This is a genomic window from Streptomyces sp. NPDC001514 (assembly GCF_053597075.1).
In genome coordinates, this window is record NZ_JBSFHO010000055.1 from 1 (window position 1) to 25288 (window position 25288).

Genomic DNA, 25288 nt, shown 5'->3' on the forward strand with positions numbered 1-25288 from the left:
GTCGTACCAGATCTGCCCCGCCCGCTCCCACGCCGTGCCGCCGAGTCTCGCCGGCCTGTCCGCCGGCGAGACCTCGGCGCACCTGCCGACCCCACGCTGTCGTAGTCACGAAGGAAGATCCGCCGCGGTCGCCGGATGCGAGGAGATCACGATGCCGAGGAGCTTTCCCCCTACCACCGTGCGGTGGGCTGTCTGTGCCGTGCTGAGTGCTCTCGCGCTGTCCGCCTGCCGGGTCGGCGGGGACGACGACGTCCACCTGGTCCCCCCAGCGACACCCACGCCATCGCCGTCCATGTCGGCGCAACCGGATCAGCGCACCGGCACCGAAGGGAGCACGGTGGCGGGATCTGAACCCTGAACGACCGGAACGCGTAGGTGACGGACACGGCGAGGAAGGGAGAAGACCTCATGGCTGACGGCGACACCAGCAGGGGCACCGCGAGCTTCATCTCCGAGCTGGGCGTGCTCGAGCGCGTGGCGAGGACGGGGTAGTGGTTCACCGGCAACAAAGGCCCGAGTCCGTGGCGGAGCACTCGTTCAGGGCCGGGGCGATCGGCTCGATCCTGGCGATGATGGAGGGCGTCGACCCGGGCAAGGTGGCGCTCATGTGCCTGTTCCACGACTCCCACGAGACCCGGATCGGCGGCATCCCGCACATCGGCCGGCGCTACGTGAAGGCCACCCCGAACACGGAAGTGACGGCCGACCAGGTCGTCAACGCCCATCCTGCCGTCCGCGGCGGTGTCCAGGCCGCCGTCGACGAGTACGAGGCGCGCGAGACGCCGGAGGCCGTCGTCGCCCGCGACGCCGACAAGCTCGAGTGCCTCTTCCAGGGGTCGAATACCGCAAGGAGGGCTACACCCTCATCCAGAACTGGATCGACACCTCGCTCGCGGCACTGCGCACGACGTCGGCGAAGACCCCCGCCGAGGCCGCGCTGAGCGGCACCTCTCTGGACTGGCAGAGGAACGTGCGGCCCTGATCCGTACCGGCCGTCCCCTCAGTCCCCGCACGTCACGGAGAAGGGAACGGCATCGGACGTCCCCTGGACCGGCCCCGACTGGTGAGCTCGCATGTTGAGGTATCGCGTATTCCGGACGGATGCGGGCCGCCGTCACTCTGCGTCAACCGCGGATGCGAGCTCACCAGTTCCGAGGCCGTAGTAGAAGGGCGAGGGCCCGTCGATCCCCGCCCGCTCCAGGAACAGCCCCTCGTAGTGCTGCAGCAGCTCCATGCCGAAGTCGACCTCCGGGGCCGTCCCGTCCTCCTTAAAACTGCCGAGAAGAATCTGCGTCCAGCGCTGCTCGACAGCCGACCACACCACCAGGTGCGAGGGCGCGAAGAACACCCACATGGAGTCGATCTCGTCTGGCAGCGTCGGGGCAGTCAAGGCGTGCGCGATCACCAGGTCGAGACATTCCACGTAGGGCCGGTCGAGAAAGTGGGACACGATGAACACCACCCGCGCCCTGTCGGGCGAGGACTGGTCCCGCAACTGCTTCGCGGCCTTGGCGATCATCGACTGGGCCGCCTCGACGACATCGTTCGCTGACACGAACGTCGCCCAATGAGTGCCTGGCTCCTCACCTCGCTTCAGTGCCCGGGAGACCGCTGCGTCGTGCTCGCGGAAGTCACCAGGTATCGACTTCACCTCGAAGTCGGCGAACTCGACACCGTTGCGGCCGAGCAGCGACGACAGTGCGTCGCTGTCCGAGTCCGCCACGCGGTAGACGAGATCCACGCCGCCGTGGACGTCTACGGCGACCGGCACGATGCCGAGATAGGCGGTCGTCAGCATCGCTGCGAGATGCTCGCCCGCGGCCAGCTTCAGCTTCTTCAGGTCGTCCGCCGGTACGTACGCCGGCAGTGCACGCCTGCCGAATCGGCGATAACAGCCTCCTGTTGTCAGTGACGGCATTCGGTGTTATCGTCGATTACATGGATACGAGATCAGCGCTAATCGAGGCCGCCGCAGAGCTGCTCGCGCGCTCCCCCAGTGGCGATGTATCCACTCGCGCGGTCAGTGAGGCCGCAGGTGTACAGCAGCCCGTCTTGTACCGGCTGTTCGGCGACAAGAGTGGGCTGCTCAGAGCCACGGTCGACTATGTCTGGGATCAGTACCTGGGCAGCAAGAGGGCCGCCGAGAAGTCCGAGGACCCGTTGCAGGACCTGCGGGCGGGATGGGACAGCCACACCGCGTTCGCGCTGGCACACCCCAACGCCTACAAGCTGATGTTCTCCTCGGCGCTTGGCTCGGAGCCCGAGGCCGCGGAGGAGGCCATGCGCATCCTGCGCGAGGTCCTCGAGCGGCTCGCAAAGCAGGGGCGCCTGCGCGTCACACCGGATGTGGCCGCACGCATGGTCATGTCGGCAAACACCGGCGTCGCCCTCGCCCTGATCACGCGTCCCGCGCTGTACCCCGACTTGGACCTGTCCATCATGGTCCGCGATGCGATCCACCGGGCCATCCTCCTCGCCCCGGCGGCGGACACCGCGGCGCCTTCGGCAGACACCGCAGCGCATGACGCACGGCAGGCTGCCGCCACCACGCTGCTGTCGTCCGTGAACGAGTTCACGCCCCAGCCCTTCACACCCGCCGAGTCCGCACTCCTCCAACAGTGGCTGGCCCAGATCGCAGGCTCCGGCCGCAGGAGCTGACGTTCTAGGCCCGCGCCGCCGGAGTCCACACGGCTCGGGGCGCTGGGCAAGCGCAGCCGAACACCGGGCGCGCACCCTCTCACCTCCCCGCTGGAAATCATCAAAGGACACATCATGAGCACCAATACGACCCGCGTCGCCCTCGTCACCGGCGGCTCCGGCGGCATCGGCAGGGCGGTCGCAGAGCGCCTGGCGTCGGACGGCATCGCCGTCGGCGTGCACTACGCCGGCAACAAGGCCAAGGCCGACGAGACGGTCGCCGCGATCGCCTCGGCGGGCGGCAGGGCCGTCGCGGTGGGCGGTGACGTCGCCGACGAGCACGCGATATCCGCCGCCTTCGACGCGGTGGAGCGGGAGTTCGGCGGTATCGACGTCGTGGTCAACACCGCCGGCATCATGATCCTTTCGCCCATCGCGACACTGGACCTCGACGACCTCGACCGGATGCACCGCACCAACATCCGCGGCACCTTCGTGGTCTCCCAGCAGGCGGCCCGGCGCGTGCGCCGCGGTGGCGCGATCATCAACTTCTCCACGTCCGTCACCCGACTTCAGTTCCCGGGCTACGGCGCCTATGTGGCAAGCAAGGGAGCGGTCGAGGCCATGACGCTCGTGCTGGCCCGCGAGCTGCGGGGCAAGGACATCACCGTCAACGCCGTGGCGCCGGGCCCGACCGCCACGCCACTCTTCCTCGAGGGCAAGGACGAGGCCACGATCGAGAACCTGACCAAGGCGGCACCGCTCGAACGCCTGGGCACCCCGGCCGACATCGCCGCAGCGGTCGCCTTCCTCGCCGGACCGGCCCGCTGGATCAACGGTCAGGTCCTCTACGCCAACGGCGGCATCGCCTGACCCCTAAACGCTGGAGCGGCCGTCGTCGCCACCGGGCGGTGGCCCAGGCCTGATCCTCTTGAAACCCCAGGAGATAGAGACATGAGCAACATCGTCGTCATCACCGGTGCCTCCAGCGGTTTCGGCGCGCTCACCGCCCGCGCCCTCGCGGACGCCGGGCACGTCGTCTACGCCGGAATGCGCCAGACCACCACCCGCAACGCCCCGCAGGTCGATGCCGCTGCCGCGTACAGCAAGGAACACGGCGTCGACCTGCGCTCCATCGAGCTCGACGTCACCTCACAGGAATCCGTCGACACCGCGATAAGCCAGATCCTCGACGAGCACGGACGTATCGACGTCCTCATCCATAACGCCGGTCACATGGTCACCGGGCCCACCGAGGCCTTCACCGCCGCGCAGCTCGCCGACCTGTACGACGTGAACGTGCTGTCGACGCAGCGTGTCAACCGCGCCGCACTGCCCAGCATGCGTCATGCGGGCCAGGGCCTGGTGATCTGGGTGTCCAGCACCAGCGTCAAGGGCGGCACCCCGCCCTATCTGGCGCCGTACTTCGCCGCCAAGGCCGCCATGGACTCCCTCGCCGTCAGCTACGCGGCCGAACTGGCCCGGTGGGGGGTGGAGACGTCCATCGTGGTCCCCGGCGCGTTCACGAGCGGCACCAACCACTTCGCCCACTCCGGTGGGCCGTCCGACCACGATGTCGAAGCGGAGTACGAGACCAAGTACGCCGGCCTGGTCGGTCAGGTGGGCGAGAAGCTCGCCGCGCTGACCCCTGAAGGTGCCGAGGCATCCCTCGTCTCCGACGAGATCGCCCGCATCATCGCGCTTCCCGCCGGACAGCGCCCTTACCGGGTCACCATCGACCCGATCGACGACGGTTCCGAAGAAGTCTCGGACGTCGCCGACCGGATCCGCCGCGAGTTCCTCGCCCGCGTGGGCCTCGCCGACCTGCTCACGGCGCGCCCGGCGCACAGCTGACGCAGCCAGTCTCCGTGGGGGCGACCGGGACTTTCCCGGTCGCCCCACGTCTTCCCTCCCCACTCCTCAGCGCGCCGGCAGCGCACGGCCTGCACGTCGTGCAGCACGAAAGTGAACAAGGATGCGTCTGCCCCGACTTCTGCTTGCCGGGATCTTGTTGTCCGTTGCGGCTTTCCTGCTGTCTGCCCTCTTCGCGCAGCCCTCCCCCTCCTCCCGCTCGGTGGGCGCGGCGGGCTCGGTGGCTGTGTTCGTACCACTCTGGTACCTGCTGACGGCGCTGAGTGCAGGGCTCGGCATAGCCTCCGGCATCCGAGTCGCCGACGAGATCGCCGTCTTCGGGATCACGTTCTCCTTGCCGGTCATCGCGAGCCTGGTGATGTGGTGGGTGAGCGAGAGCAAGTGGGAGGGCGGTCCCGTCCTCACCACGGGCCGCACGCCAGTGATGCTCACGGCCGGCATCGTGCTCTGGGCAGCCGTGGCGCTCCTGGTCACCCTGCTGGCTCCGGGCGCTGCGGACAGGGCGAGGAGCTGGGCCTCGGCCGCAGCCTTCCTTCCGCTGTGGTCGCTCGTGTGCGGCGCCAACGCGCTGCTTGGCGTGTTCGCCGCCGGCTACACCTGGCGGGAGGAGCTGCTCATCATGGTCGCCAACCTGTCACTTCCCACCGGGGTCGCTCTGCTTGCGCCGTGGGCGATCGGCCGCAGGCAGCACGAAGGCATCGCCGGGTACGGGCGAAAGCCCGGAGCCGGCAGCCTGAAGCGGGCTGCCGGCTCGGCCGGACGGCGGGGTCACACGCACACGTGAGCGGGAGGACGGAACTTCGTCAGGACGCCCGGGGCCGCGCGGACCGCCGTCCGCGGGGCACCAGGAAGATGACGACCGCCCCGATCAGGGCCGGTGTGACCAGAGCGTAGAAGCCGGCCTTGGGATCGGAGTTCACGCCGATCAGGAAGGTCAGATAGCTGGGGCCGAGGAGGGAGCCGAAGCGGCCGACTCCGAGAGTGAAGCCGAGCGCGGTGCCTCGCATCTCATGCGGGTAGTAGCGGGCCACGTAGGAGTTGATGACGTTCTGTGCACCCAGGATGCCCGCGCCGGCCAGGGCCACCGCGGCCCAGAGCGCAGTGTGCTCCTCGGCAGTGGTCAGGGCCCGCAGGGCCCCCACGGCGCAGAGGAACAGCACGACGACGCAGATCTTCGCGGGGATCCAGTCGGCGAGCAGGGAGAACAGCAGCGTTCCGGCGACGGCTCCGCAGTTGAACACGATGACGAGTTCGAGAGTGGAGTTGAGGTCGTATCCCGCATTGGTCATCAGGGAGGGCAGCCAGGAGCTTGCCCCGTAGATCAGCAGCAGCCCGATGAAGGAGGCGCTGCAGAACAGGATGCTCGCCATCACCCAGCCGGGCTCGAACAGCGCCCACCACTCGTTTGAGACCACCTGGGTGTCCCGGCGCGTGGCCCGGTCGGGAAGAGATGCCTCCTCAGGCGCCGCAGCGGGGATCAAATTCCAGCAGGCCGGCACCAGCAGGATGGGCAGGGCCCCGACCAGGAACATCCATTGGAATTCCATGCCCTGCAGGAAACCGCGACCGGCGCTCGCCGCCGTCGCTCCCCCGAGAGGGATGGCCGACAGCGCCATGCCGCAGTAGAGCGAGCGCCGCCCCACCCGGGCCCAGTCCACGACCACGGCGCAGACGAGAGGGGCCAGAGCCCCCAGGCCGATGCCCAGCAGGAAGCGGGTGGCGCCGAACGCCAGCATGCTGGTGACCAGTCCCGCGGCCAGCATGCAGCCCGAGATCCATGCGACGCAGATCGCGATCGGAGTCCTGCGGTCGTAGGCGTCGCTCATCTGGCCGGCGACGAAGGCACCGATCGCCTCACCCAGCGCGGTGATGCTGGCCAGCGTGCCCAAGGTGCCGGGTGTCACATCCCAGGTGGGGTGGTTCAGCAGCGACGGCGCAACCGTCTGCAGGGCATACAGGTCGTAGCCGTAGGCGAAGAAGACAAGCATGCCCAGCAGCAGGACGGTGCGGGCCCGCCAGCGTCTGCGTGGCATCGACTCGCTGGCGGCCTGGGTGCGCGTTGCGGATGGTGTCATGTCGACCTTCGGAGTCGGGCTGAGGAAGTGGCGGCCGTGGGGGCGCGCCTGGAGGCGGCGGCCGGGGCTGTGGTGGGTGTGGACGCCTGTGTTGACGACGTTGGAAGGCCGTGCAGCGAAACACCGGAAACGGCGCGGCCGCCGAGTCCGCTGCCGACTTGACTGGCAGCGCTGCAACGCGCGAGGCGTGGCCTCGTCGGCCTGCTGGACGCCTGCGGCGCGGACCTCCAGCAGTCCGGGAGCTTGAGCGCCGGAGACCTTGATGACGGGTAGAAGCAGGCGCCATGAGGGAACGCCCGGCAAGGTCCGTTCGCGGGCGCCGTCGGTCTGTGCTCGACGGCGCCCGAGAGGCTTCACGGGTGGCTGGAGATCATCATGTCCGCCAGGTCTTCGGGCGTGATGAAGGAGGGCGGGGGCGGAGGACCCCACTGAAAGAGCCCGCGTGCTCCTTCGAGCTCCTCCGGGGTCCACAGGGCGTCTTCTGGGATGCAGTCCATGTCGCTGTGGTACTCGGCGAAGTTGCCGGCCGGGTCCTTCAGGTACCAGAAGAAGTTGCTTCCGGCGTAGTGGCGGCCCAGCCCCCACACGTGACGGCCGGGGTCCGTCTCCAGCATGCTCATCGCGCCGCGGCCGATCTCGTCGACGTCGTCGACCTGCCAGCTGGTGTGGTGCAGGAAGGGCACCGGGGCCCGCTGGACCAGCAGATTGTGGTGGTCGGCGGAGCACCGCAGGAACACGCCGACGTCCTTGACGATGTCGCTGACCTTGAACTCCAGTCCGTCGGTGAAGAACTGGCGCGTGGTGTCGAAGTCCGTGGTGCCCAGGACGAAATGACCCAGTCGACGCGGGCGGACCGGGTCGGGGCGCAGCAGGCCGGGGGCGCGCTGTGCGGTGCGGGCCGTGCGACCGGGGCCGTTGTACACCGGAGCCGGTACGGGCGGTTGCACCAGTCGGGAGCGGACGACGACGCGGACGCTGACCCCCGTGGCCGGCTCGACTGCCACGCACTCGGTCTCCTTCCCGGTGCCGGTCGTGGTGACCGGCACCGGGAAGTCCAGGCGCCTCAATCGGCGCGTGATGCGTGCCAGGTCGTCGGGGTCGTCGGCGGCGAACATGGCCTCGAGCAGCCGGCGCCGGGCGCTGTGCACCACGCGGAGTTGGTCGCCCCCGTCGGTGGTGCCGAAGACGAGGCCGGGTTCGGCGCTTGCGGTGGGCGTGGTGCGGCTTCGGCGGAGGCCGAAGTCCTCGTAGAAGACGGCGGCAGCGGCGACGTCGGGCACTCCGAGAGTCAGCTGCTCAATCCTGTGGAGCGGCACGGGTTCCTCCCCTGCGGGGTTGTCGGGCGGACAGGGTGGGACGGGTCGTTGCTCATACGCGACCGCGTTCCCGGACCGCCGTGACAGGCTCCCGGTCCTGGCTTGGAGAGGCGGGCTGCGCGGCCGTGGTCTGGTCGAGGAGGTCATCGGCGAGCTCTGCCAGGCCGGCCATGTCGCTGCCGCCGAAGACGTAGAAGTCCGGCCTGTTGATGACGACCTCAATGCCTCGGGTACGGAAGTACTCCGCATAGGTTCCGTCGATGTCGACGATGCCGGTGGGGCTCGGCGTGCCGGAGCTGCTGTTCGGGCCGGAGGCGGCTGGGCGCACCGTGTAGAAGTGGCAGCCGAGACGTTCCAGAGCAGCGGTGCGCCGGGGGCCGAGCGCCGTGCGTGGGTCGTCGGTGATGCTGACGACGGTGAAGCCTGTGGTGGGCAGCAGGCGGTCGAACAGGTCGGTCCGGTCTGCGATCTGGACGCGTCCTTGCAGCCCGAGTTCCCCGGCGGGCGCCGCCGGGCTGCCGTCGGATGCGCGGTGCAGGATTCCGTTGGCCAGTTGCGGAAAGTCCGGCATGGGCGGGCGGAAGCCGGCGCGGAACATCTCGTCGCGTTTGCGGGCCTCTTCCGGGTCGATGATGCAGGGGATCTTGCCGCTCTCCAAGGAGATGACCGTCCAATCCCTGACATGGGGGTCGCGCTCGACCTGGTAGGTGTCAAGGAGCGTCTCGTCGGCCGCACCGGAGAGGACCAGATCGAGTTTCCAGGCGAGGTTGCGGGCGTCCCGCATGCCCGAGCACATGCCCTGGCCCATGAAGGGCGGCATCGTGTGGGCGGCGTCACCGGCCAGGAAGACGCGGCCGGAGCGCCAGTGATGGGCGATGCGTGCTTCGAAGGTGTAGACGAGTTGCCGGACCGGTTCGACGTCGTGCTCGGTGACGTCGAACGGGGCGAGCAGTTCCCAAGCCTTCTCGGGTCGGACGAAGTCTTCGGGGTTCTCATCCGGTCGGAGATGCCACTCCCAGCGTCGGTGGTCCTTGCCCAGCGGCAGCACGGTGGTCGGCCGACGTGGGTCGCAGACCTGGCCGGAGTCGAAGGCCAGCGAGAACGGACGCTTGATACGAGCATCGATGACCAGCCACTTCTCGTTGAAGCCCAGATCGTCGCGGTCGATGCCCAGCATCTGGCGGGTCCGGCTGTTGGCACCGTCGCAGGCGACGACGTACCGGCCGCGGAACTGGCGGTGCTCACCTGTGAGGATGGGGCGCGGCTCACCCGGGACCGTGCGGGTGCGTTCCACGGTCAGTTCGACGTGGTCGTCGTGCTGGACCAGGTCCACGACCTCCCAGCTCGGCATGTGCGCGACAGTCGGAGAGTGGAGCAGCCGGTCGAGCAGGCTGCGTTCCAGGATGGCGGAGTTCTGCATGTAGTCCGAGTGCCAGCCTGAAATGCCCTCCTCGCCCCAGGAGAACTCCAGCAGAGTCTCACCCTCGGCGTTGATCCAGGTGTAGCTCTTGGTCGCGTAGGCATCCTCGAGGGTGGGGCCTTCGGCGCCCAGCTGCTGGAGCATCCGCATGATCTCGTGATCGATGTGGCCGACCCGGGGAAGGCCGTACAGATGCGGTTGCCGGTCGAAGACGACGGCGTCGCGGCCGAGCATCGCCCAGGTCGCGCCCAGGGTCAGTCCTACGGAGCCTCCACCGATGATCAGAAGGTCGTGGACCTTGTCGCCGTCCGCTGTGAGGGAGGTGTCGGCGTCGTTGCGGGATCGCGGTCCGGTGGGCATCAGGCACCTCCGGTGAAGGTCTGCCGGAGGTCGCCCAGGCCGGCGATGTGGCTGTGCAGTGTCTGCCCCGGCCGCAGGTAGAGCGGCGGGGTCCGGCCCGCGCCGACTCCGGCAGGGGTGCCCGTGAAGATCAGGTCGCCGGGATGGAGGGTCACGATGGACGAGAGATAGGCGATCAGCTCCCGCACCGGGAAGATCATCTGGCTGGTGCGTCCCTTCTGCAGCACCACGCCATCGACCTCGCAGCTCAGCGCCAGATCCTCGGGATCGTCGAGCTCGTCCGGCGTGACCAGGAAGGGGCCGGTCGGCGAGAACCCGGGAAAGGACTTGGCGAGACTGAACTGCGGAGCGGGGCCGGCATGCTGGGAGGTGCGTTCGGAGAGGTCCTGGCCCACGGTGAGTCCGGCGACGTAGGACCAGCTTCCGTCCGCGGAGACGTGCCGGGCCTCACGCCCGATCACGGCGACCAGCTCCACCTCCCAGTCGACGGTGTCCGTGGGCAGCTCCACGGTGCCCACCGGCCCGGTGAGCGAGGACAGGTACTTGGTGAAGACCAGTGGCGCGGCCGGGCGCACAAAGCCGGACTCACGGGCGTGCTCGTCGTAGTTCAGTCCGATGGCGAACACCTGCCGGGGGGCCGGGACGGGCGGCCCCAGGTCCTCCGGCCGGAACGGGAGCACCTCGGCGGCCTCGAGGTCGGCCGTCGCGACCCAGCGGGACAGCTCGTCCCAGCACTCGAAGGCCTGCTGCGGATCGGGGCCGAAACGCCCGCCGCTGAGTCGCTCGATGTCGACCAGGCCGCCGCCGTGTACGAGGGACAGCCGTCCGCCTAGATTCGCCAACCGCATGGGAAGCCTTTCGGAAAAGAACGCGGGGAATGCCGGTGGGCGCAACGTGAGCGTCACACTGGCGTGACGCGAGTCTCCGGCCTCACCGCGGCCCCGCACATCCGACAGCTGACGCTCAGCGCACGCGCGGACACGGACACATCGGGTGACCGACCGGGCAACTGCAGACAGGACATTTGCCCTATGCGAAATGGGTGCACGTAGGGCACGCTTCGAGCGTGTCTCTGGAGAACATGGGTTTGGCGGTACTCGTCGAACTGGTGGAGAGCGCAGTCGACGGAATCGGCGTGCTCAGCCCGGACGGCGAGCACTTTCAGCACGTCAACCAGGCAGGTTGCCACATTCTGGGGCGTGGGCTCGACGAGCTGCGCGCCCTGCCCGCCGCCGACTTCCCACTGCCCGTGGTCGGCGCAGAACCTGGTGTCATGGCCGTCGTGGCCCTCGGGGACCGGGAGATCGAATACATGCCGGCCGTGGTACGGACGCCTCCGAAGCCCGTACGGATCGTCCGGTTCCGCGATGTGACCGACACTCGGCGCCAGGAACGGCGGCTCAAGGCGTTCAGCCGGACGTCCGCGAGCATCGCCTTCGCCGAGTCGCTCACCACGGGCCTCGACTCCCTGGCGCGGGACGTCCGGCACGCGTCGGGCATGGAAGCGTGCACCTTTCTGATCATGGATGAGCAGGGCGAGCTGCGGCAGGTGGGCACGTGCGGTGACTACCCGGGCACGCCGGACTATGTGGACCGTCTCAAGGCCTGCCGGGAGCTGGGGGCTCCCCTGCTGTCCGCGGAGGTCTTCGAGACCGGCAAGCCCGTCGTGGTCGAAGGATGGCGGGAGCTCACCCTGGCCGACGAGCGTTTCGCGCCGCTGCACGAGATCAGCCGACGGCAGAGCTGGCACACCATCGCCGTGCTGCCGCTCATCGTGCGCGGCACAACCGTCGGAGTGTTCAACGGCTTCTATCTCAAGGGCAGTCAGCCCTCCGACTCCGACCTGGCGTTCCTCTCGGCCATCGCCGACCAGGCGGCCGTGGCCGTCGACAACGCACGGATGCTGGTTCAGCTCGAGGCGAAGGCCGCCCTGGACGAACGGCACCGCCTGGCCCGTGACCTGCACGACTCGGTGAGCCAGGCACTGTTCTCCATGACCTTGCGCAGCCGTGCGGTACAGATGCTGGCCGAACAGGCCTCGCCCCCGATGCCGGAGGTGACGGCCGGCCTCGCCGAACTGCGTGACCTCGTTCAGGGCGCACTGGCGGAGATGCGGGCGCTGATCTTCCAGCTCCGTCCCGAAGCTCTCCACGAAGAGGGACTGGTCTCTGCCGTCCGGCGGCACGCCGCGGCCATCGAGGCCCGGCATCATCTGCCCGTCGTCGTGGAAAGTCCTCAGCATCCCTTGCCGCTACTCCCGGAACAGGAGACCGACCTGTTCCGGATGGTCAGCGAGGCGATGATCAACGCCGTGAAACACGCCGAGGCGCAGCAGCTGGACGTCCACATCCGGTGCGAGGGCACGGACGGCCGGGACCTGCTGATCGAGGTACGCGACGACGGCCAGGGCTTCGACCCGGACACACCGCACCCGGGCCACCTGGGACTGGTCTCCATGTCCGAGCGAGTCACACGGCTGGGCGGCACGTTCACGGTGGTCTCCTCCCCCGGACGCCCGACCACCGTGCGGGCCGCGATTCCTGGAGTACTGCGTTCCCCGGACGACGGGGCGAGAGAAGGGACGGCGCGATGAGCGGGCAAGCGGGACCGGAGCCGATCAAGGTGCTGGTCGTGGACGACCACGCGGTCGTGCGGCAGGGGATGAAGGCATTTCTGTCCCTGCAGGCCGACATGGAGGTGGTCGGAGAAGCAGGCGACGCTCAGGCCGCACTCGACTTCCTCGCCACAGCGGCGGTTCGGGGGGCCATGCCGAACGTGGTGCTGATGGATCTGGTGATGCCCCGACTCGACGGAGTGTCCGGCATCCAAGCGATCAAGAAACTCCACCCCGGCGTCGAGGTGGTGGCGATGACGAGCTTCAGCGAAACCGAGCGGGTCCGTGCCGCGCTGGCCGCCGGGGCATCCGGCTACCTGCTCAAGGACGCCGAAGCCGACGAAGTGGCGACCGCGATCCGGGCCGCGACAGCCGGCGAGACCCACCTGGACACGGCCGTGGCGCGAAAGATCACTCGCGCGCTGACCGGGGTGTCCGAAGGTCTGTCGTCCTTGAGTCAGCGTGAGCGCGAGGTGCTGGTACTGGTCGCCGACGGCTACAGCAACCGGGACATCGCCGATGCTTTGACCATCAGCGAGCGGACGGCCCGCACGCATGTCAGCAGCATCCTGCTGAAGATCGGCGTGACGTCCAGGACGCAGGCGGCACTCTGGGCGATTCGCCAAGGAATGACGTCGGCTCCGTGAGCCGACGTCTTGCCACGCCGAGCCCTGCCTCTCAGCGGGCGATCATCCCGGCTGAGAGGTCCACGTCGGCGCCCGTCATTCCGGGCATCTGCAGCATGGCCACCACCGCAGCGGCGACTTCGTCCTCCTCGACCATTCGGCCCAAGGCGGAACGCGACACGAAGGCCTCCTCCGCGGCAGCGGCATCAGTGCCCGTCCGCTCCGCTTCCAGACGGAAGTTGCGTTCCATGCGCGGCCCCCGGACCGGCCCCGGTGAGAGGCTGTTCACGGACACACCGTGCGGACCGGCCTCGCAGGCCAGGGTCGCGGTCAGGCCGAGTACGGCCGTCTTCGAGGCGGCATAGGGGGTGCGGCGGGCCAGCGGACGCTTGCCGGTCACCGAGGCGATGTTGATCACGTCGCCGCGTCCGGCCGCCATCATGGCCGGCAGGAACGCCCGGCAGACGAGGAAGACTCCCCGCACGTTGACGGCGAAGACGTCGTCCCAGTCCTTGGGGTCGATGTCGATCAGCGGAGCCACCGGCCCTGCCACGCCGGCGTTGTTGACCAGCGTGCAGATCAGTTCATCGTCCAGTTCCGCACGCAGCCGTTCCACGGAGTCCGGATCGGAGGTGTCGCAGGCCGCCGTACGTGCGGCGCCGCCCTTCTCGCCGATCTCCTGCGCCACCCGGTCCAGCTTGTCCGGGGTGCGGCCCGTGAGGATCACCCGTGCCCCGGCGCCGGCCAGGGCGAGCGAGATGGCCCGCCCCAGGCCGTTGCCGGCTCCCGTCACCAGGGCCGTACGGCCCTCAAGCACGCTCATGCCGACTCGGCCCGGTAGACGTCCGGGGCCCACGGCAGGTCGGCACCCGCGTACTTCGCCGCCCGGACGTCACCGGAGCGCGCGTGGCCCTCAAAGGACTCCACCCGCGCGGCACGTCCGCACAGCTCGCCCAGCTCCGCGCTGGAGCCGGTGTTCACGACCTCCTGGTAGGTGACCGTCTTGAGGTACTTGCCGACCCACAGACCGCCGGTGTACCGGGCCGCGCCCCGGGTGGGCAGGGTGTGGTTGGTGCCGATGACCTTGTCGCCGTACGAGACGCAGGTGCCCTCGCCCAGGAAGAGCGCCCCGTACTGGCTCATCCGCTCCAGCGCCTCCCGCGGGTGCCGGGTGAGGATCTGCACGTGCTCGCTGGCGAAGCCGTCGGCGACGGCGTACGCCTCGTCGAGGTCGGCGACCACGACGACCTGTCCGTGGTCCCGCCACGCGGGGCCGGCGTAGTCCTGGGTGGACATCGTGGGCAGCAGCGTGTCGATGTGCTCCAGCGTCTTCCGTGCGACCTGCTCGGACGTGGTGATGAGCACGGCGGGTGAGTCCGGTCCGTGTTCCGCCTGGGAGAGCAGGTCGACCGCGACCACGAAGGGGTCGGCGTACTCATCGGCGACCACGAGGATCTCGGTGGGGCCGGCGAACAGGTCGATGCCCACCTCGCCGAAGAGCTGGCGCTTGGCCTCGGCCACGTAGGCGTTGCCCGGTCCGGCCAGCAGGTCGACCCGCCCGATGGTCTCGGTGCCGACCGCCATGGCGGCTACCGCCTGCACGCCGCCGAGCAGGTAGATCTCGTCGGCGCCCGCCAGGGACATGGCGGCGACGGTGGCGGCGGGGATTTCACCCTTGATGGGCGGAGTACAGGCCACCGTGCGTTCCACTCCGGCGACCTTCGCGGTCACGATGGTCATGTGGGCGGAGGCCACCAGCGGATACCGTCCGCCGGGCACGTAGGCGCCGGCCGCACTGACGGGGATGTTGCGCTGGCCGAGGAAGACCCCCGGCATGGTCTCCACCTCGAAGTCGCCGATCGACTCGCGCTGCGCCTTGGCGAACTCGCGCACGTTGCGCTGCACGGTGCGGATGTCGTCCAGAGTCGTCTTGGGCACGCCCGCCACGATGCGGCGTATCTCGTCCTCGGTGAGCCGGAAAGAGGCGGGAGACCAGTTGTCGAACTTCTCCGAGTAGGCGCGCACCGCCTCGTCTCCCCGGGTGCGGATGTCATTGATGACTCCCGCAACGGTCTCTCTCACCCGTTCGTCGGTGACTCGGGCGCCGCTGGGCGAGGTCGCGCCCTTGATGATCTGAGGCATGGAAACTCCTTGTCGGTGTGCGGGTGGTGTGTGCGTCGGATGCACAGTGCGTGGAACAAGGGGGCGGTCAGGGCCAGCCGGCACCGGAAGCCGCCGTGAGGGTGTGGATCAGCCCCTGGCTCACGCCGCGGGCGAGGTCGGCCATGGTGGTATCGGCCGAGCAGAGGTAGAGCGTGCGCCGGTCGTGCCCGCCGAGCGTGCAGGCCACGGCGAGTCGGCCGTCCGCGGACACGACGTCCGTCGTGGTCCCGTCGGCGCCGATCCGCCGGAATTCACCTCGCCGCAGCAGGGCCACCCACAGGGCACCGGTCTCGTCGAGACAGAGGCCGTCGGGCATGTCGGGCAGCTCGGCAACAGTGCTCCGTTCCACGAGATCGCCGTCAGCGGTGACGCGGAAGCGGGAGACACGGTGGGCAGCCGTCTCGGCCACCCAGTACGTGTGGCCGTCCGGGGAGACAGCCGCCCCATTGGGAAAGACCACGTCACGAGTCACGACACGGGTCCGGAATTCGCGTGTCCTGGGATCCTCCGCGGCGAGAATCACCTGACCGGGGCGGGGATCCTCACCGGCCATGAGGTTGAAACCGGTGTCACCGACGAACGCCCGTCCGGTACCGTCGACGACCATGTCGTTGAGAAAACCGCGGGTCATACCGCTCAGGTCCGCGACCAGCGTCAGGGCCTCCCCGTCCCATGTCCGCAGGCACCGGTCGAGGGCACTGGCGATCAGCAGCCGTCCGTCGGGCAGGAAGCCCAGCCCGGCCGGACGGCCGGGCACGTCGACGACTGTGTGTACGCAGCCGTCGGCGGTCATGCGCTTGACGGCATGGTCGTGCACGTCGGAGAACCACAGCGCGCCGTCTCTCCATCGGGGCGATTCGGGGTAGACGATCCGTTCGCTGAGCCGGAGCGGGGCCGGGGCGGGAGCCGGCTGGGTGCCGCTCATGCCGGGTCCGCCTGGATCTCGCCGTGCGGGGTCGTCGGCACGCCGCTGCGGGCACCGGCAACGCTGCGGGCCGCCTCCAGGACCTGGTCAGGTCCACACCCTTTGTCGACGAAGGCGGCGGCTCCCGCCTCCAGGGCCAGTGCGCCGACCCGCTCCCTCGGGGTCAGCGCAAGCACCGCCACCTCGTACTGGCACAGGGCCGTGACCACGTTCAATCCTCTCGATACCTGATCGGCGGTGGACCACAGATCCACGATGCCGATGTCGGGTGCGTGACGGGCGGCCTGCTCTACGGCCTCGGCAGGATCGGCGACCGCCGCGACCAGCCGGAAGCCGGCTGCTGCAGACAACAGGTCCCTCATCGCCTCACGGACACGGACGTCATCGACGACGAGCAGCGCGGTCACACTGCGGTCGGAGATCCGGCTGGTCCTCACGGTTGCCCCCTGGACGCTTCGACTCGGCACCTCCTGTAGGAGGCCGCTCCAGTCAAGTCCGGGGCACGCTCGGGGAAATCGTCTTACTGACGGCAAATGGTCCGGCTCTTGCGGACACTGTCGGCCGGACATTTGTCGTGCGAGATGCGACTGGATCAGGCGATGCGGGTCCGGTGGCTGCCCCTGCGGCAGCGATCGGGGCCCGCACCCGCCGACTCCGCAGCACCAGGCGCAACGAAGGGACCGGGCTGCCTCAGCCCTGGATGAACCCATGTAGCCGGAGAGGACGGAATGGCGGCGGAAGCCTATGCTCTGGGTATGCATAGCAGGGAAGCTTCGGGCGCATGCTCTGCGTGAACGGCGCGAGCCCGCCCACTTGAGGCTGGACCCGATGCCTCCGCAGCCCCCATCGTCCGAGCCTGCGGCACTGACGTCCCAGTCGGCGCCGGAGGCCACCGTTGTGGTGGACGCCGGCGGAAAGGTCGTCGCCTGGAGCCCGGAGGCGGAGGAACTGCTCGGCCATCAGGCCCGTGACATCCTCCACCGGCCGTTCGAGGTCCTGCTGGCCGATTCCCCGCATGGGATCAGCGACGCGCTGCAGCGCGCAAATGGAACGGCTTTCGGGCCCTATCCGGTGGCGCTTTGCCACGGTGACGCCAGTGTCCTGCCCGGGAAGGTGTCGGCGACCGTGTTGCTGACCGCAGCCGAAGGGAGTCAATGGCTGGTCCGGCTCACCTCGGACCACGGACGGCAGAATCCCGACTACCACGCCGCTCTGTTCGATGCTCTGCTGCACCGGGCGCCGGTCGCTCTTGCCGTCTACGATGCCGACCTGCGCTGTGTACTGCAGAACAGCGAACTGCAGAGGATCTCAGGGCTCGCCGATGAACAGCGTCTGGGCCGCACCACCAGTGAGACGCTTCCGGGCATAGAGGGCAAGGCCGTGGAACGGCGGCAGCGCGAGGTGCTGGAATCCGGGCTTCCGCGCACAGACGAGGTACGGGGAGTGACCCCGGCCGACCCTTCGCGCGAGCACGTTTGGGCCGATTCCATGTTCCCCCTGCGGGACCGCCACGGTGAGGCCTTCGCGGTGGCGCAGGCGGTTCTCGACATCACCGAACGGGTTCACGCCCGTGAGCGACTGGGGCTCGTCGCGGAGGTGGGCAGTCGTCTGGGCAGCACCTTGGACCTTCGTCTGACGACATCCGAATTGGCCGGTGCCACGGTTCCCCTCTTCGCCGACACCACCTGCGTGCACCTGCTGGAGGAGGTGTTCGACGGTGGGGCCCCGGCTCCGGGGCCGGTGGGCCCGCATGCTGGCCTGCGCTGTGCCGCCGTACGAGCGGAGCAGCCGGCCTCATCCGTCGGCCCGGACGCGGCTGCCCCCGACACGGCGGTCTCCGCCGCGTGCGCGTGTGGCTCCGGCCCGGCGCAGCTCCGGGAGCTCACCACCGGCGCAGTCACGACGCGGAACGGTGAGCTGGGGGCTGCCGACGAGCCGGGCACCGCCAACGTCGCGGCCGGCCAAGCTTCTCCGCATGGGCCGGACGGTTACTCGCATCTGTACGTACCGATCGTCACGCGAGGCATCACGCTGGGAGTGGTCACCTTCACCCGTGGTGAGGCGCGGGAGCGGTTCGAAGAGGACGACCTCCTGCTGGCGGAGGAGATTGTCGCTCGCGCCGCCGTGAGCATCGACAACGCCCGCCGCTACAGCCGCGAGCGCGCCACCGCCCTCGCCCTGCAGCGCAGCCTGCTCGGGCACATTGAGGCAGGCCCGTCCGCCGTGGATGTGGCCGCACACTACCGGCCGGCAGTCGGCGAACTGGGTCTTGGCGGCGACTGGTACGACGTGATCCCGCTCTCGGGTGCCCGCGTGGCGCTGGTCACCGGGGATGTGGTGGGTCACGATCTGCCCGCCGCGGCCACCATGGGACGGTTGCGCACCGCAGTGCGGACGCTGGCAGAACTCGATCTGGAGCCCTCGGACCTGCTCGCTCATCTCGATGACGTGGTGCGGCGCATGGATGACGAGCAGAGCATGTCCCCCGACGGTGAACGGGCCGGCTCGCAGAAGGAGCAGGAGGGTGCGTCAGCGGGCGCCGCGCATGCGGAGGGCGCGGTGGGATCCACGTGCCTGTACGCGGTCTACGATCCGGTTTCCCGGCGGTGCACCTTCTCCAGCGCCGGGCACATGCCGCCCATCGTCCTGCCGCCGTCGGGTACGGCTGAGGTCGCAGATCTGCCGGTCGGCCCGCCACTGGGGCTGGGAGGCCCGCCCTTCGAATCCACCGAGGCGACGCTCGCAGAAGGGACCCTCCTGGCGTTGTACACCAACGGTATGGTCCAGCAGGGCCCCGGCAGTGAGCTGTCATCCGGGCTCCGGCAACTGGGTCACCTCATCGCCCGCCCTCAGCAGGAGTGGACTCTCGGACAGCTGTGCCAGGAGACGGTGGATGCGCTGGTCCCCCGCTCTCCCGCGGACGACGCTGTGCTGCTGCTCGCCCGCACCCGCGCGCTGAGTCCCGACGCCTACGCCACGTGGGACATCAGCGAGGATCCCCAGCAGGTCGCGCGCATGCGTGCCGTGGTCGCCGAACAGCTTCAGCGGTGGGATCTGGACGCTTTGCAGTTCTCGACGGAACTGGTGGTCAGCGAGCTGGTCACCAACGTTCTGCGGTACGGGGCACCACCGGCGCATCTGCGCCTCATCAAGGACCGAACCCTGATCTGCGAAGTGTCCGACGGCAGCAGTATGTCTCCGCACCTGCGTCGTGCCCGGACGACGGACGAGGGCGGCCGTGGGCTGTTCCTCGTCGCCCAGCTGACGCAGGCCTGGGGGACGCGGTACTCGGACGGCGGCAAGACCATCTGGGCCGAGCAGTCCCTGGTCCCGAAGGAAGGCGAACTCGCGCTGCTGTGACCGAGCTTGGGGCACGCGCAACAAGAGGGCCGAACGCCGGACCTGCTCGGTTCACCGGCGTTCGCCCGCTTCTTGCCGGACAGGCGTGTTCCTCGGCCTTCGGCCCTCCCTTTCATTGGCCGCGCGGCCGCACCCGCGCAGGGCGGGGGCGAAGGCAGCCAGTGTCATGCCTCCTGTGACGCTCGGCGGCGCCGCAGGGGCCGGGCGATCGCCGAGGTACGGCCCGTGGCGCCCCGCCGCACGGCCATCCCGACAGCGAGCAGCAGCGCCAGACCGTTGAAGAGGTCCGGAATCCACACCGGGGCGCCGGCCAGTTGCAGTCCCTTGACCCCGGTCGCCAGGACGTAGACGGCGATGACGGTGCCCCACACGTTATAGCGGCCACCGCGGAACTGCGTCGATCCCAGGAACGCCGCGGCGAACGCGGGCAGCAGATAGCCGGGGCCGATGCTCGGGTCCCCCGTGGCCAGCCGGGAGGAGACCAGGGTGCCCGCGGCGGAGGCGATCACCCCGCAGGCGATCAGCGACAGCACGATCGTGGTGGAGGTGCGCACGCCGGCCAGACGCGCGGCGTCCAGGTTCCCGCCGGTGGCGTAGACCCGGCGGCCGGCAGGGGTGCGTTCCAGGACGTACCAGACGGCCAGTGCCACGAGCATCAGGAAGTAGACGGGGTAGGTGATGCCGAACAACTGCCCCGTGGCGAGGTCCTGGTAGGCGGCTCCGAGGTCGAGGATCTGCTGGCCGTCGGAGATCCAGGTCGTGATGGCCAGCAGCACCGAGGACACGCCCAGGGTCGCGATGAACGAGTCGATCCGGGCGCGCACGATCAGCAGTCCCGTCGCCAGACCGACGGCGGCGCCCGCGACCAGGGTGAGCGTGACGGTGGCGGGAATCGGCAGGTGCTGGGACAGCAGCCACGCCGAAAGGATCGAACCGACGGCGACCTGGGACCCGATCGCCAGATTGAAGATACCGGCGGACAGCGGGATGACCAGGCTGACCGCGGTCAGTGCCGTGATGGCCTGGTCGTCGAGCATGGCCTTCCAGGTGTCCCCGTCGAGGAAGGTGCTCGGCACCCAGAGGGAGAACAGCAGAAACAGCGCGGCGAAGATGTAGAGGGCGCTGATGCTGCGGAAGGACAGTGCCTCACGGAGCCGGTGGCGCGGGCGCGCGCGTTCGGGTGTCGGGCGTTCGGTGAGCGTCTCGGTGTCATCAATCACGGTCATGTGACTCATCTCAATCAAGTGGGTCGCTGGGCGCGGACGTCGTGGACAGCCCGAGACTTTCGCTGATCAGGCGGGCCTCGCTGAGCTCGCGGCGACCGAGTTCGGCACTCACCCTGCCGTCGCGGAGGATGAGGACCCGGTCGCAGAGATCAAGGATTTCCCCCGTGTCCGTGGAGGAGACGAGGACACCTGTGCCCGCCGCCCGGGCTTCGGCGATCAACTCGTGAATCGCGGCCTTGGCGGCGATGTCGACGCCCTGGGTGGGTTCGTCCAGCAGCAGCACAGCAGGCGCCATGCGCAGCCATTTGGCCATCACGATCTTCTGCTGGTTGCCACCGGAGAACAGGCGCAGCGGCCGCTCCGGCTGCGGCGGACGCAGCGCGACGCGATCCGTCCAGACCCTCGTCTCACCCCGTTCAGCGGCCCGGTCCAGGCGTCCGAACGCACTGCGCAGCGGACGCAGCCAGGGAAGGGTCAGATTCTCCATCGCCGTCATGGCCATGACGGCGCCCTGCCGCAACCGGTCGGCGGGCACGTAGGCCAGTCCGTGCCGGATACTGCGGGCGGGGTCGGCGGGTTTCAGGGGACGTTCGGCCACGGTCACCGAACCCGCGTGCCGGTCGATGACGCCGAAGAGGGCGGCCGCCAGGTGCTCGCGCCCTGAGCCGAGCAGCCCGCAGACTCCGACGATCTCACCCTCGTGGATGTCGAGGTCCACGCCCCGCAGGACGTCGGTGACCAGGCCACGGGCCCGCAGAGTGCGGCGGCCCCGCTCGCCGGCGTGTTCCATCCGGAACTCGGCCAGCTCGCTTCCCGCGATCAGGGCCACCAGCCTGTCGTGGTCGACCTCGCCCGCCGGGACATCGGCCACGAGCTTGCCGTCCCGGAGGGCGACGACGCGGTCGGACAGCCCGAGCACCTCGTCGAGGCGGTGGGAGATGAAGACGACTCCCGCGCCTTCGGCTGCCACCCTGCGCACCGCGTCGAAGAGCAGATCGGCTTCGGCCGCGCCGAGTGCCGCCGTCGGCTCGTCGAGCACCAGTACGTTGCCCGTCGGTGACCAGTCGCTCATCGCGCGGGCGATCGCCACGATGGTCCGCTCGGCCGCCGTGATCCCCGCAATGGGCTCGGTGACGTCGAAGTCACCGCCGAACCGCCGGATCATCCGTTCCGCGGCCTGGCGCTCCTCGCGTGCCTTGGCCAGCCGGAAGCCCCGCCGCCCGAGCGGGCGGGCGATGTCCAGGTTCTCGATCGTCGACAGACCGGGCACCAGGCCGAGGTCCTGGTGGATGAACCGTATGTCCCGGTGCTCGATCACTGCGCCCGGGTCGGGCGTATGGATGCCCGCCAGAACCTTGACCAGCGTGGACTTTCCCGAGCCGTTCTGTCCGACGACCGACACGACCTCACCAGGGTTCACCTCGAAGCCGACGCCGTTCAGGGCTTTGGTTCCGGCGAAGGATTTCGACAGCCCGTGAATGCGCAGCAGCGGTCGCACACCGCCGCGACGCGGTCGGTCCTGGCTCGCCGGCGTGTCGGTGTGGGCCGGTGTGTCGGGCAGGTCGGCGGTGCGGGGGACCTGAGAAGCAGAGTTACCCATCAGCCGGCCTTTCTCGCCTTGGCCCAGAGCTTGGAGAAGCGCTGCACGAAGTCCGGGTACGCCGAGAAGCCCTTGCTCACATCGGCGGGAAGGTCTTCCTTGGTGATCAGTTGCAGGGGCACCTCACCGGCCTTCTGCGCGCCGGTGAGGGGTTGGTCGGTGGCCAGGCGTACGGCCGCGTCGAGCTGAGTGAAGGCGAGAACGCCCGCGTCCAGGCCGACCGCGGCGTCGATGCCGCCGTTCTTCATGTCCTGCAGGTTGGCCGGCACGGGTGCGGAGCCGGCGATCTTCACGTCGGTGATGCCGGCGCTGCGCAGCGCCGGCGGCAGGCCGGTGGCGGTCTCCAGGCTGCTGAAGAGGGCGATGCCGGTGTCCGGATGGGCCTGAAGATCGCTCACCACTCGGCTGGGCGCGGTAGTGCCGATCGCCGACAGGGGAACGTCGACGTAGCGCACCATGCAGCCCGGGCAGTTCTTCTTCAGCTCGGTCGTGAACGCCTGCGTCGAGACCTTCGTGAAGTCGAGTTCCGGATTGCGGTACCAGACGATGTTCGCGTCGCCGCCTCCGGTGACGATCGCCCAGTCGGCGAGGATCGTGCCCTGCCGCTCGTAGTTGATCGGTCCGTTGATCGGCGCGTCGATGCCCTGCTTCGGACCTCCCATCACGCCGGCCCCGACGATGGGGATGTCCGCCTGGTTGACCTTCTTGATGCTCGCGCCGAGCGAGCCGAGGTTGACCGCGGGAAGCAGCAGCGCTGCCGGGTCGTCGGCGGTGATCGAGGAGAGGGCGGTCTGCACACCGTCGGCCGAGTGGCCGCTCTTGACGGTGTCGACCGGCGCTGTGCCCATGGTCTTGGTCCCCATGCCGTAGAGCTGGGCCAGCAGGGCGCAGAACGGGGAGGCGCACTGCATGAACGAGATGCGCTGGCCGAGTGCCAGACCTCGGGTCAGTGGCTGATCGACGGGGAAGGGCGTGGGCTTGGAGTAGGTCTCGACGACCTCCTTCGCCGCCGCCAGATTCGCGTCGCCCTTCGACGCCTGGGAGCCGCTGGTACCGTCGCCGTCCGTGGCTGCACAGCTCGTCACTGCCAGACAGACCGCGACGGCCACAGCCGCCAGGGCGCGCGTCTCCCAAGGGCGGGGGAACACTCTTGGCACTCGGGGCGTACGAGCATCGCTGGAGATGGACATGATTGCCTCTTCTCGCCGGTGGCTGCGGTCCGCGGCGGGAGCAGCCGCCGATGTCCCGAGCAAGCCGCCCGGAGCCGCCGACCGCGTCGTCGTCCCTGCCGACGGGGTGTAACGGTCAGCTTGGCCGCACCGTCGAGCCGCGGCATCGTCCACTCGACGCGCCTTAAATGGTTGTTTCGGTGGAAGGACCCGGAACCCCCGGCAGGGCGCACTACGACATTGGTCGCATCGGCAAGCAGCCACCATGGAGGGCGGCGTGGTGGGCAGGCCGACGCCCCAGCACATCTGCAGCCGAGCCACAGCAGCATGGCTCTTCCCGCGATCGAGCGCGGGACCCAGGCGATGCGGCGGTTGCGTGATCGGCGGGGCGCTCCCTGCCTCACCCGCCGGACCCCCGGTCACTCACTGTGTGTCACAGTGGTCTCGATGATCGACACGCTCCTTCCGAGAACCCGCTGGCCGAGCACACCGCCTGTCCAGGAGCGGTCTTTTTGATCAGTGGGTGGTGGGTTGGCCTTGGCTGATCAGTTTGGTGTTGGTAGCGGTAGGGCTTCAGGCCGGGCTGGAAGGGCGGGGTGGTGGAGGGCGTGGTTGGGTTGAGCGTTCTGAGAGGGCGTTTGAGGTAGGCAGATTGCCCTTGATGCCCTAGTAAGTTCCTCGCCAGGTGGGGGTGGTCTCGTCCGTTATGCGCCTGGCGAGGTTGTCGACCGAGGCGATGTGGATCATGGCTTCGGAGCTGGCGGTAAGGGTCTCGTAGTCGCGGGCGAGACGGCGGTGCATCATGATCCAACCGATACTCCGCTCTACCACCCAGCGCCTTTTCACGACGTGAAACCCACGGGTATCCGGGTTTCTGTTGACGACTTCGACATCGATTCCGAGGCGAGCACCGTGCTCGACGACGGCGTTCTTGAAGCCGGTGTCGACCCAGCTCTTGGAGATGGTCGGGTACGTCTCCTTCGCCTGGTCGAGGAGGCGTATTCCCAGGGCGTTCTCCGAGAGGCCGGCTGCCGTGACGGTCACAGCGAGGATGAGGCCGATTGTGTCGGTGAGGATGCCGCGCTTCCTCCCGACGATCTTCTTGGCTGCATCCGTTCCCTGGCTGGTCAGGGGCACGTTGCTGGAGGTCTTCACGCTCTGGGTGTCGATCACGGAGGCGGTCGGCTCGGGCTTGCGCCCTTCCTTCACCCGGGCCAGGCCCGTCAGGTCGTAATTGAGCTGGGCGAAGATTCCTTCGTCGCGCCAGGCCGCGTAGTAGGCGTAGACGGTGCCGTGGTTCGGGAAGTCATGCGGGAGGTACTTCCAGGGAATTCCCGTGCGGTTGACATAGAGGATCGCGTTGAAGACATCCCGTAAATCGACCTTGGCCGGCTGTCCGGTTGGCCTGCGGTCGAGCCGGGCCTTTCTCCAGGCCGTCAACGTCGGCTCGATCAGGGCCCATCGGGCGTCGGACAGGTCGCTGGGGTAGGGCTTGCGCTCGCTCACGGCGTAGCGTGATCATGGGCGAGGCGGAGGGCTCGGTTCCGCTGTCCATCGGGCGATTCCGTGGCAACTTCAAACCAGACGGACTTCCAGGCACAGAAGCGAACGAGACGGATGGTCGAGCCTCCGTCCTGAAGAGCGCCATTCGCCGCCTATGGGATGAAGGCCTCCAAAGCAGGGCAGGGATGAGAGCCGCATATAGGGCTTGACCTGCATAAACGCCCTCTGAGAGGGTGTTCGGTAGGGGATTCCCCCCAACTGTCCGGTACGCACGATGGCGGGATGGACTCGGTTCCATGATCTCGTAGCGAATGCCGCTGCGGGGCTGTCAATCCCCCCTCGTCCGCTGCATCCAGCGGCCCAGCCGTCGCAGCCACTGCCGCCACCCTCCGGCTGCCGCTCGCGCGGGTGTGGCGCCCCCG

Annotated in this window: 21 protein-coding genes; 8 read left to right on the forward strand and 13 right to left on the reverse strand. The window is 68.9% G+C overall.

What is annotated here, in order from left to right:
- Positions 1–521 precede the first annotated feature (521 nt).
- Positions 522–941: an HD domain-containing protein gene (locus ACWCXB_RS34985; protein ID WP_450728270.1), complete on the forward strand. Its 420-nt coding sequence runs from the start codon at positions 522–524 to the stop codon at positions 939–941.
- Between the two features lie 173 nt (positions 942–1114).
- Here ACWCXB_RS34985 and ACWCXB_RS34990 read toward each other — a convergent pair whose 3' ends face one another.
- Positions 1115–1918 carry a hypothetical protein gene (locus ACWCXB_RS34990; RefSeq protein WP_450728272.1) on the reverse strand — a complete coding sequence of 268 codons (804 nt, stop codon included), beginning with the start codon at positions 1916–1918 and terminating at the stop codon, positions 1115–1117.
- A 20-nt stretch (positions 1919–1938) separates the two neighbouring features.
- On the opposite strand from ACWCXB_RS34990, the gene ACWCXB_RS34995 reads away from it, so the two are divergent.
- The 4 genes from ACWCXB_RS34995 to ACWCXB_RS35010 all read left to right on the forward strand — a co-directional run bounded on the left by ACWCXB_RS34995 (position 1939) and on the right by ACWCXB_RS35010 (position 5293).
- On the forward strand, positions 1939–2658 hold the full coding sequence (locus ACWCXB_RS34995) for a TetR/AcrR family transcriptional regulator (RefSeq protein ID WP_450728274.1): 720 nt from the start codon (positions 1939–1941) through the stop codon (positions 2656–2658).
- A 114-nt stretch (positions 2659–2772) separates the two neighbouring features.
- Positions 2773–3510, forward strand: a complete 738-nt coding sequence (locus ACWCXB_RS35000; RefSeq protein WP_450728276.1) for an SDR family oxidoreductase — start codon at positions 2773–2775, stop codon at positions 3508–3510.
- A gap of 81 nt (positions 3511–3591) precedes the next feature.
- On the forward strand, positions 3592–4491 hold the full coding sequence (locus tag ACWCXB_RS35005) for an SDR family oxidoreductase (RefSeq protein WP_450728278.1): 900 nt from the start codon (positions 3592–3594) through the stop codon (positions 4489–4491).
- A 121-nt stretch (positions 4492–4612) separates the two neighbouring features.
- Positions 4613–5293, forward strand: coding sequence for a hypothetical protein (locus ACWCXB_RS35010; RefSeq protein ID WP_450728280.1), 681 nt, complete (start codon positions 4613–4615; stop codon positions 5291–5293).
- A gap of 19 nt (positions 5294–5312) precedes the next feature.
- Here ACWCXB_RS35010 and ACWCXB_RS35015 read toward each other — a convergent pair whose 3' ends face one another.
- From ACWCXB_RS35015 to ACWCXB_RS35030, 4 genes are all read right to left on the reverse strand, one after another.
- Entirely contained in the window at positions 5313–6584 is a 1272-nt protein-coding gene (locus tag ACWCXB_RS35015) for an MFS transporter (protein ID WP_450728281.1), read from the reverse strand.
- A gap of 353 nt (positions 6585–6937) precedes the next feature.
- A complete protein-coding gene (locus ACWCXB_RS35020) occupies positions 6938–7900 on the reverse strand; it encodes a VOC family protein (RefSeq protein ID WP_450728283.1) in 963 nt (320 codons plus the stop codon).
- A gap of 52 nt (positions 7901–7952) precedes the next feature.
- Positions 7953–9680: a bifunctional 3-(3-hydroxy-phenyl)propionate/3-hydroxycinnamic acid hydroxylase MhpA gene (gene mhpA / locus ACWCXB_RS35025; RefSeq protein WP_450728285.1), complete on the reverse strand. Its 1728-nt coding sequence runs from the start codon at positions 9678–9680 to the stop codon at positions 7953–7955.
- On the reverse strand, positions 9680–10528 hold the full coding sequence (locus tag ACWCXB_RS35030; RefSeq protein ID WP_450728287.1) for a fumarylacetoacetate hydrolase family protein: 849 nt from the start codon (positions 10526–10528) through the stop codon (positions 9680–9682). Before ACWCXB_RS35030 ends, mhpA begins: the two co-directional genes overlap by 1 nt.
- A gap of 218 nt (positions 10529–10746) precedes the next feature.
- Between ACWCXB_RS35030 and ACWCXB_RS35035 the strand changes: the two genes are divergently transcribed.
- Positions 10747–12273: a histidine kinase gene (locus ACWCXB_RS35035; protein ID WP_450728289.1), complete on the forward strand. Its 1527-nt coding sequence runs from the start codon at positions 10747–10749 to the stop codon at positions 12271–12273.
- Entirely contained in the window at positions 12270–12941 is a 672-nt protein-coding gene (locus ACWCXB_RS35040; protein WP_450728290.1) for a response regulator, read from the forward strand. Before ACWCXB_RS35035 ends, ACWCXB_RS35040 begins: the two co-directional genes overlap by 4 nt.
- Positions 12942–12972: 31 nt before the next feature.
- Here ACWCXB_RS35040 and ACWCXB_RS35045 read toward each other — a convergent pair whose 3' ends face one another.
- The 4 genes from ACWCXB_RS35045 to ACWCXB_RS35060 all read right to left on the reverse strand — a co-directional run bounded on the left by ACWCXB_RS35045 (position 12973) and on the right by ACWCXB_RS35060 (position 16445).
- A complete protein-coding gene (locus ACWCXB_RS35045) occupies positions 12973–13743 on the reverse strand; it encodes an SDR family NAD(P)-dependent oxidoreductase (protein ID WP_450728292.1) in 771 nt (256 codons plus the stop codon).
- Positions 13740–15062: a histidinol dehydrogenase gene (gene hisD, locus ACWCXB_RS35050; protein WP_450728294.1), complete on the reverse strand. Its 1323-nt coding sequence runs from the start codon at positions 15060–15062 to the stop codon at positions 13740–13742. Before hisD ends, ACWCXB_RS35045 begins: the two co-directional genes overlap by 4 nt.
- A gap of 67 nt (positions 15063–15129) precedes the next feature.
- The gene (locus tag ACWCXB_RS35055; protein WP_450728296.1) at positions 15130–16008 is read right to left on the reverse strand and encodes an SMP-30/gluconolactonase/LRE family protein; all 879 of its coding nucleotides are present in this window, start codon (positions 16006–16008) and stop codon (positions 15130–15132) included.
- Complete coding sequence (locus ACWCXB_RS35060) at positions 16005–16445, reverse strand: response regulator transcription factor (protein ID WP_450728298.1); 441 nt, start codon at positions 16443–16445, stop codon at positions 16005–16007. The genes ACWCXB_RS35055 and ACWCXB_RS35060 overlap by 4 nt, the downstream gene beginning before the upstream one ends.
- A 391-nt stretch (positions 16446–16836) precedes the next feature.
- On the opposite strand from ACWCXB_RS35060, the gene ACWCXB_RS35065 reads away from it, so the two are divergent.
- Positions 16837–19368, forward strand: coding sequence for a SpoIIE family protein phosphatase (locus tag ACWCXB_RS35065; protein ID WP_450728300.1), 2532 nt, complete (start codon positions 16837–16839; stop codon positions 19366–19368).
- 164 nt (positions 19369–19532) lie between these two features.
- Here the strand turns inward: ACWCXB_RS35065 and ACWCXB_RS35070 are convergent, their stop codons facing one another.
- The 4 genes from ACWCXB_RS35070 to ACWCXB_RS35085 form a co-directional block, all read right to left on the reverse strand.
- Positions 19533–20594, reverse strand: coding sequence for an ABC transporter permease (locus tag ACWCXB_RS35070; protein WP_450728302.1), 1062 nt, complete (start codon positions 20592–20594; stop codon positions 19533–19535).
- 10 nt (positions 20595–20604) lie between these two features.
- Positions 20605–22194, reverse strand: a complete 1590-nt coding sequence (locus tag ACWCXB_RS35075; RefSeq protein WP_450728304.1) for a sugar ABC transporter ATP-binding protein — start codon at positions 22192–22194, stop codon at positions 20605–20607.
- Complete coding sequence (locus ACWCXB_RS35080) at positions 22194–23279, reverse strand: sugar ABC transporter substrate-binding protein (protein WP_450728306.1); 1086 nt, start codon at positions 23277–23279, stop codon at positions 22194–22196. Before ACWCXB_RS35080 ends, ACWCXB_RS35075 begins: the two co-directional genes overlap by 1 nt.
- Before the next feature lie 750 nt (positions 23280–24029).
- Complete coding sequence (locus ACWCXB_RS35085) at positions 24030–24869, reverse strand: IS5 family transposase (RefSeq protein WP_450728308.1); 840 nt, start codon at positions 24867–24869, stop codon at positions 24030–24032.
- Positions 24870–25288 lie beyond the last annotated feature (419 nt).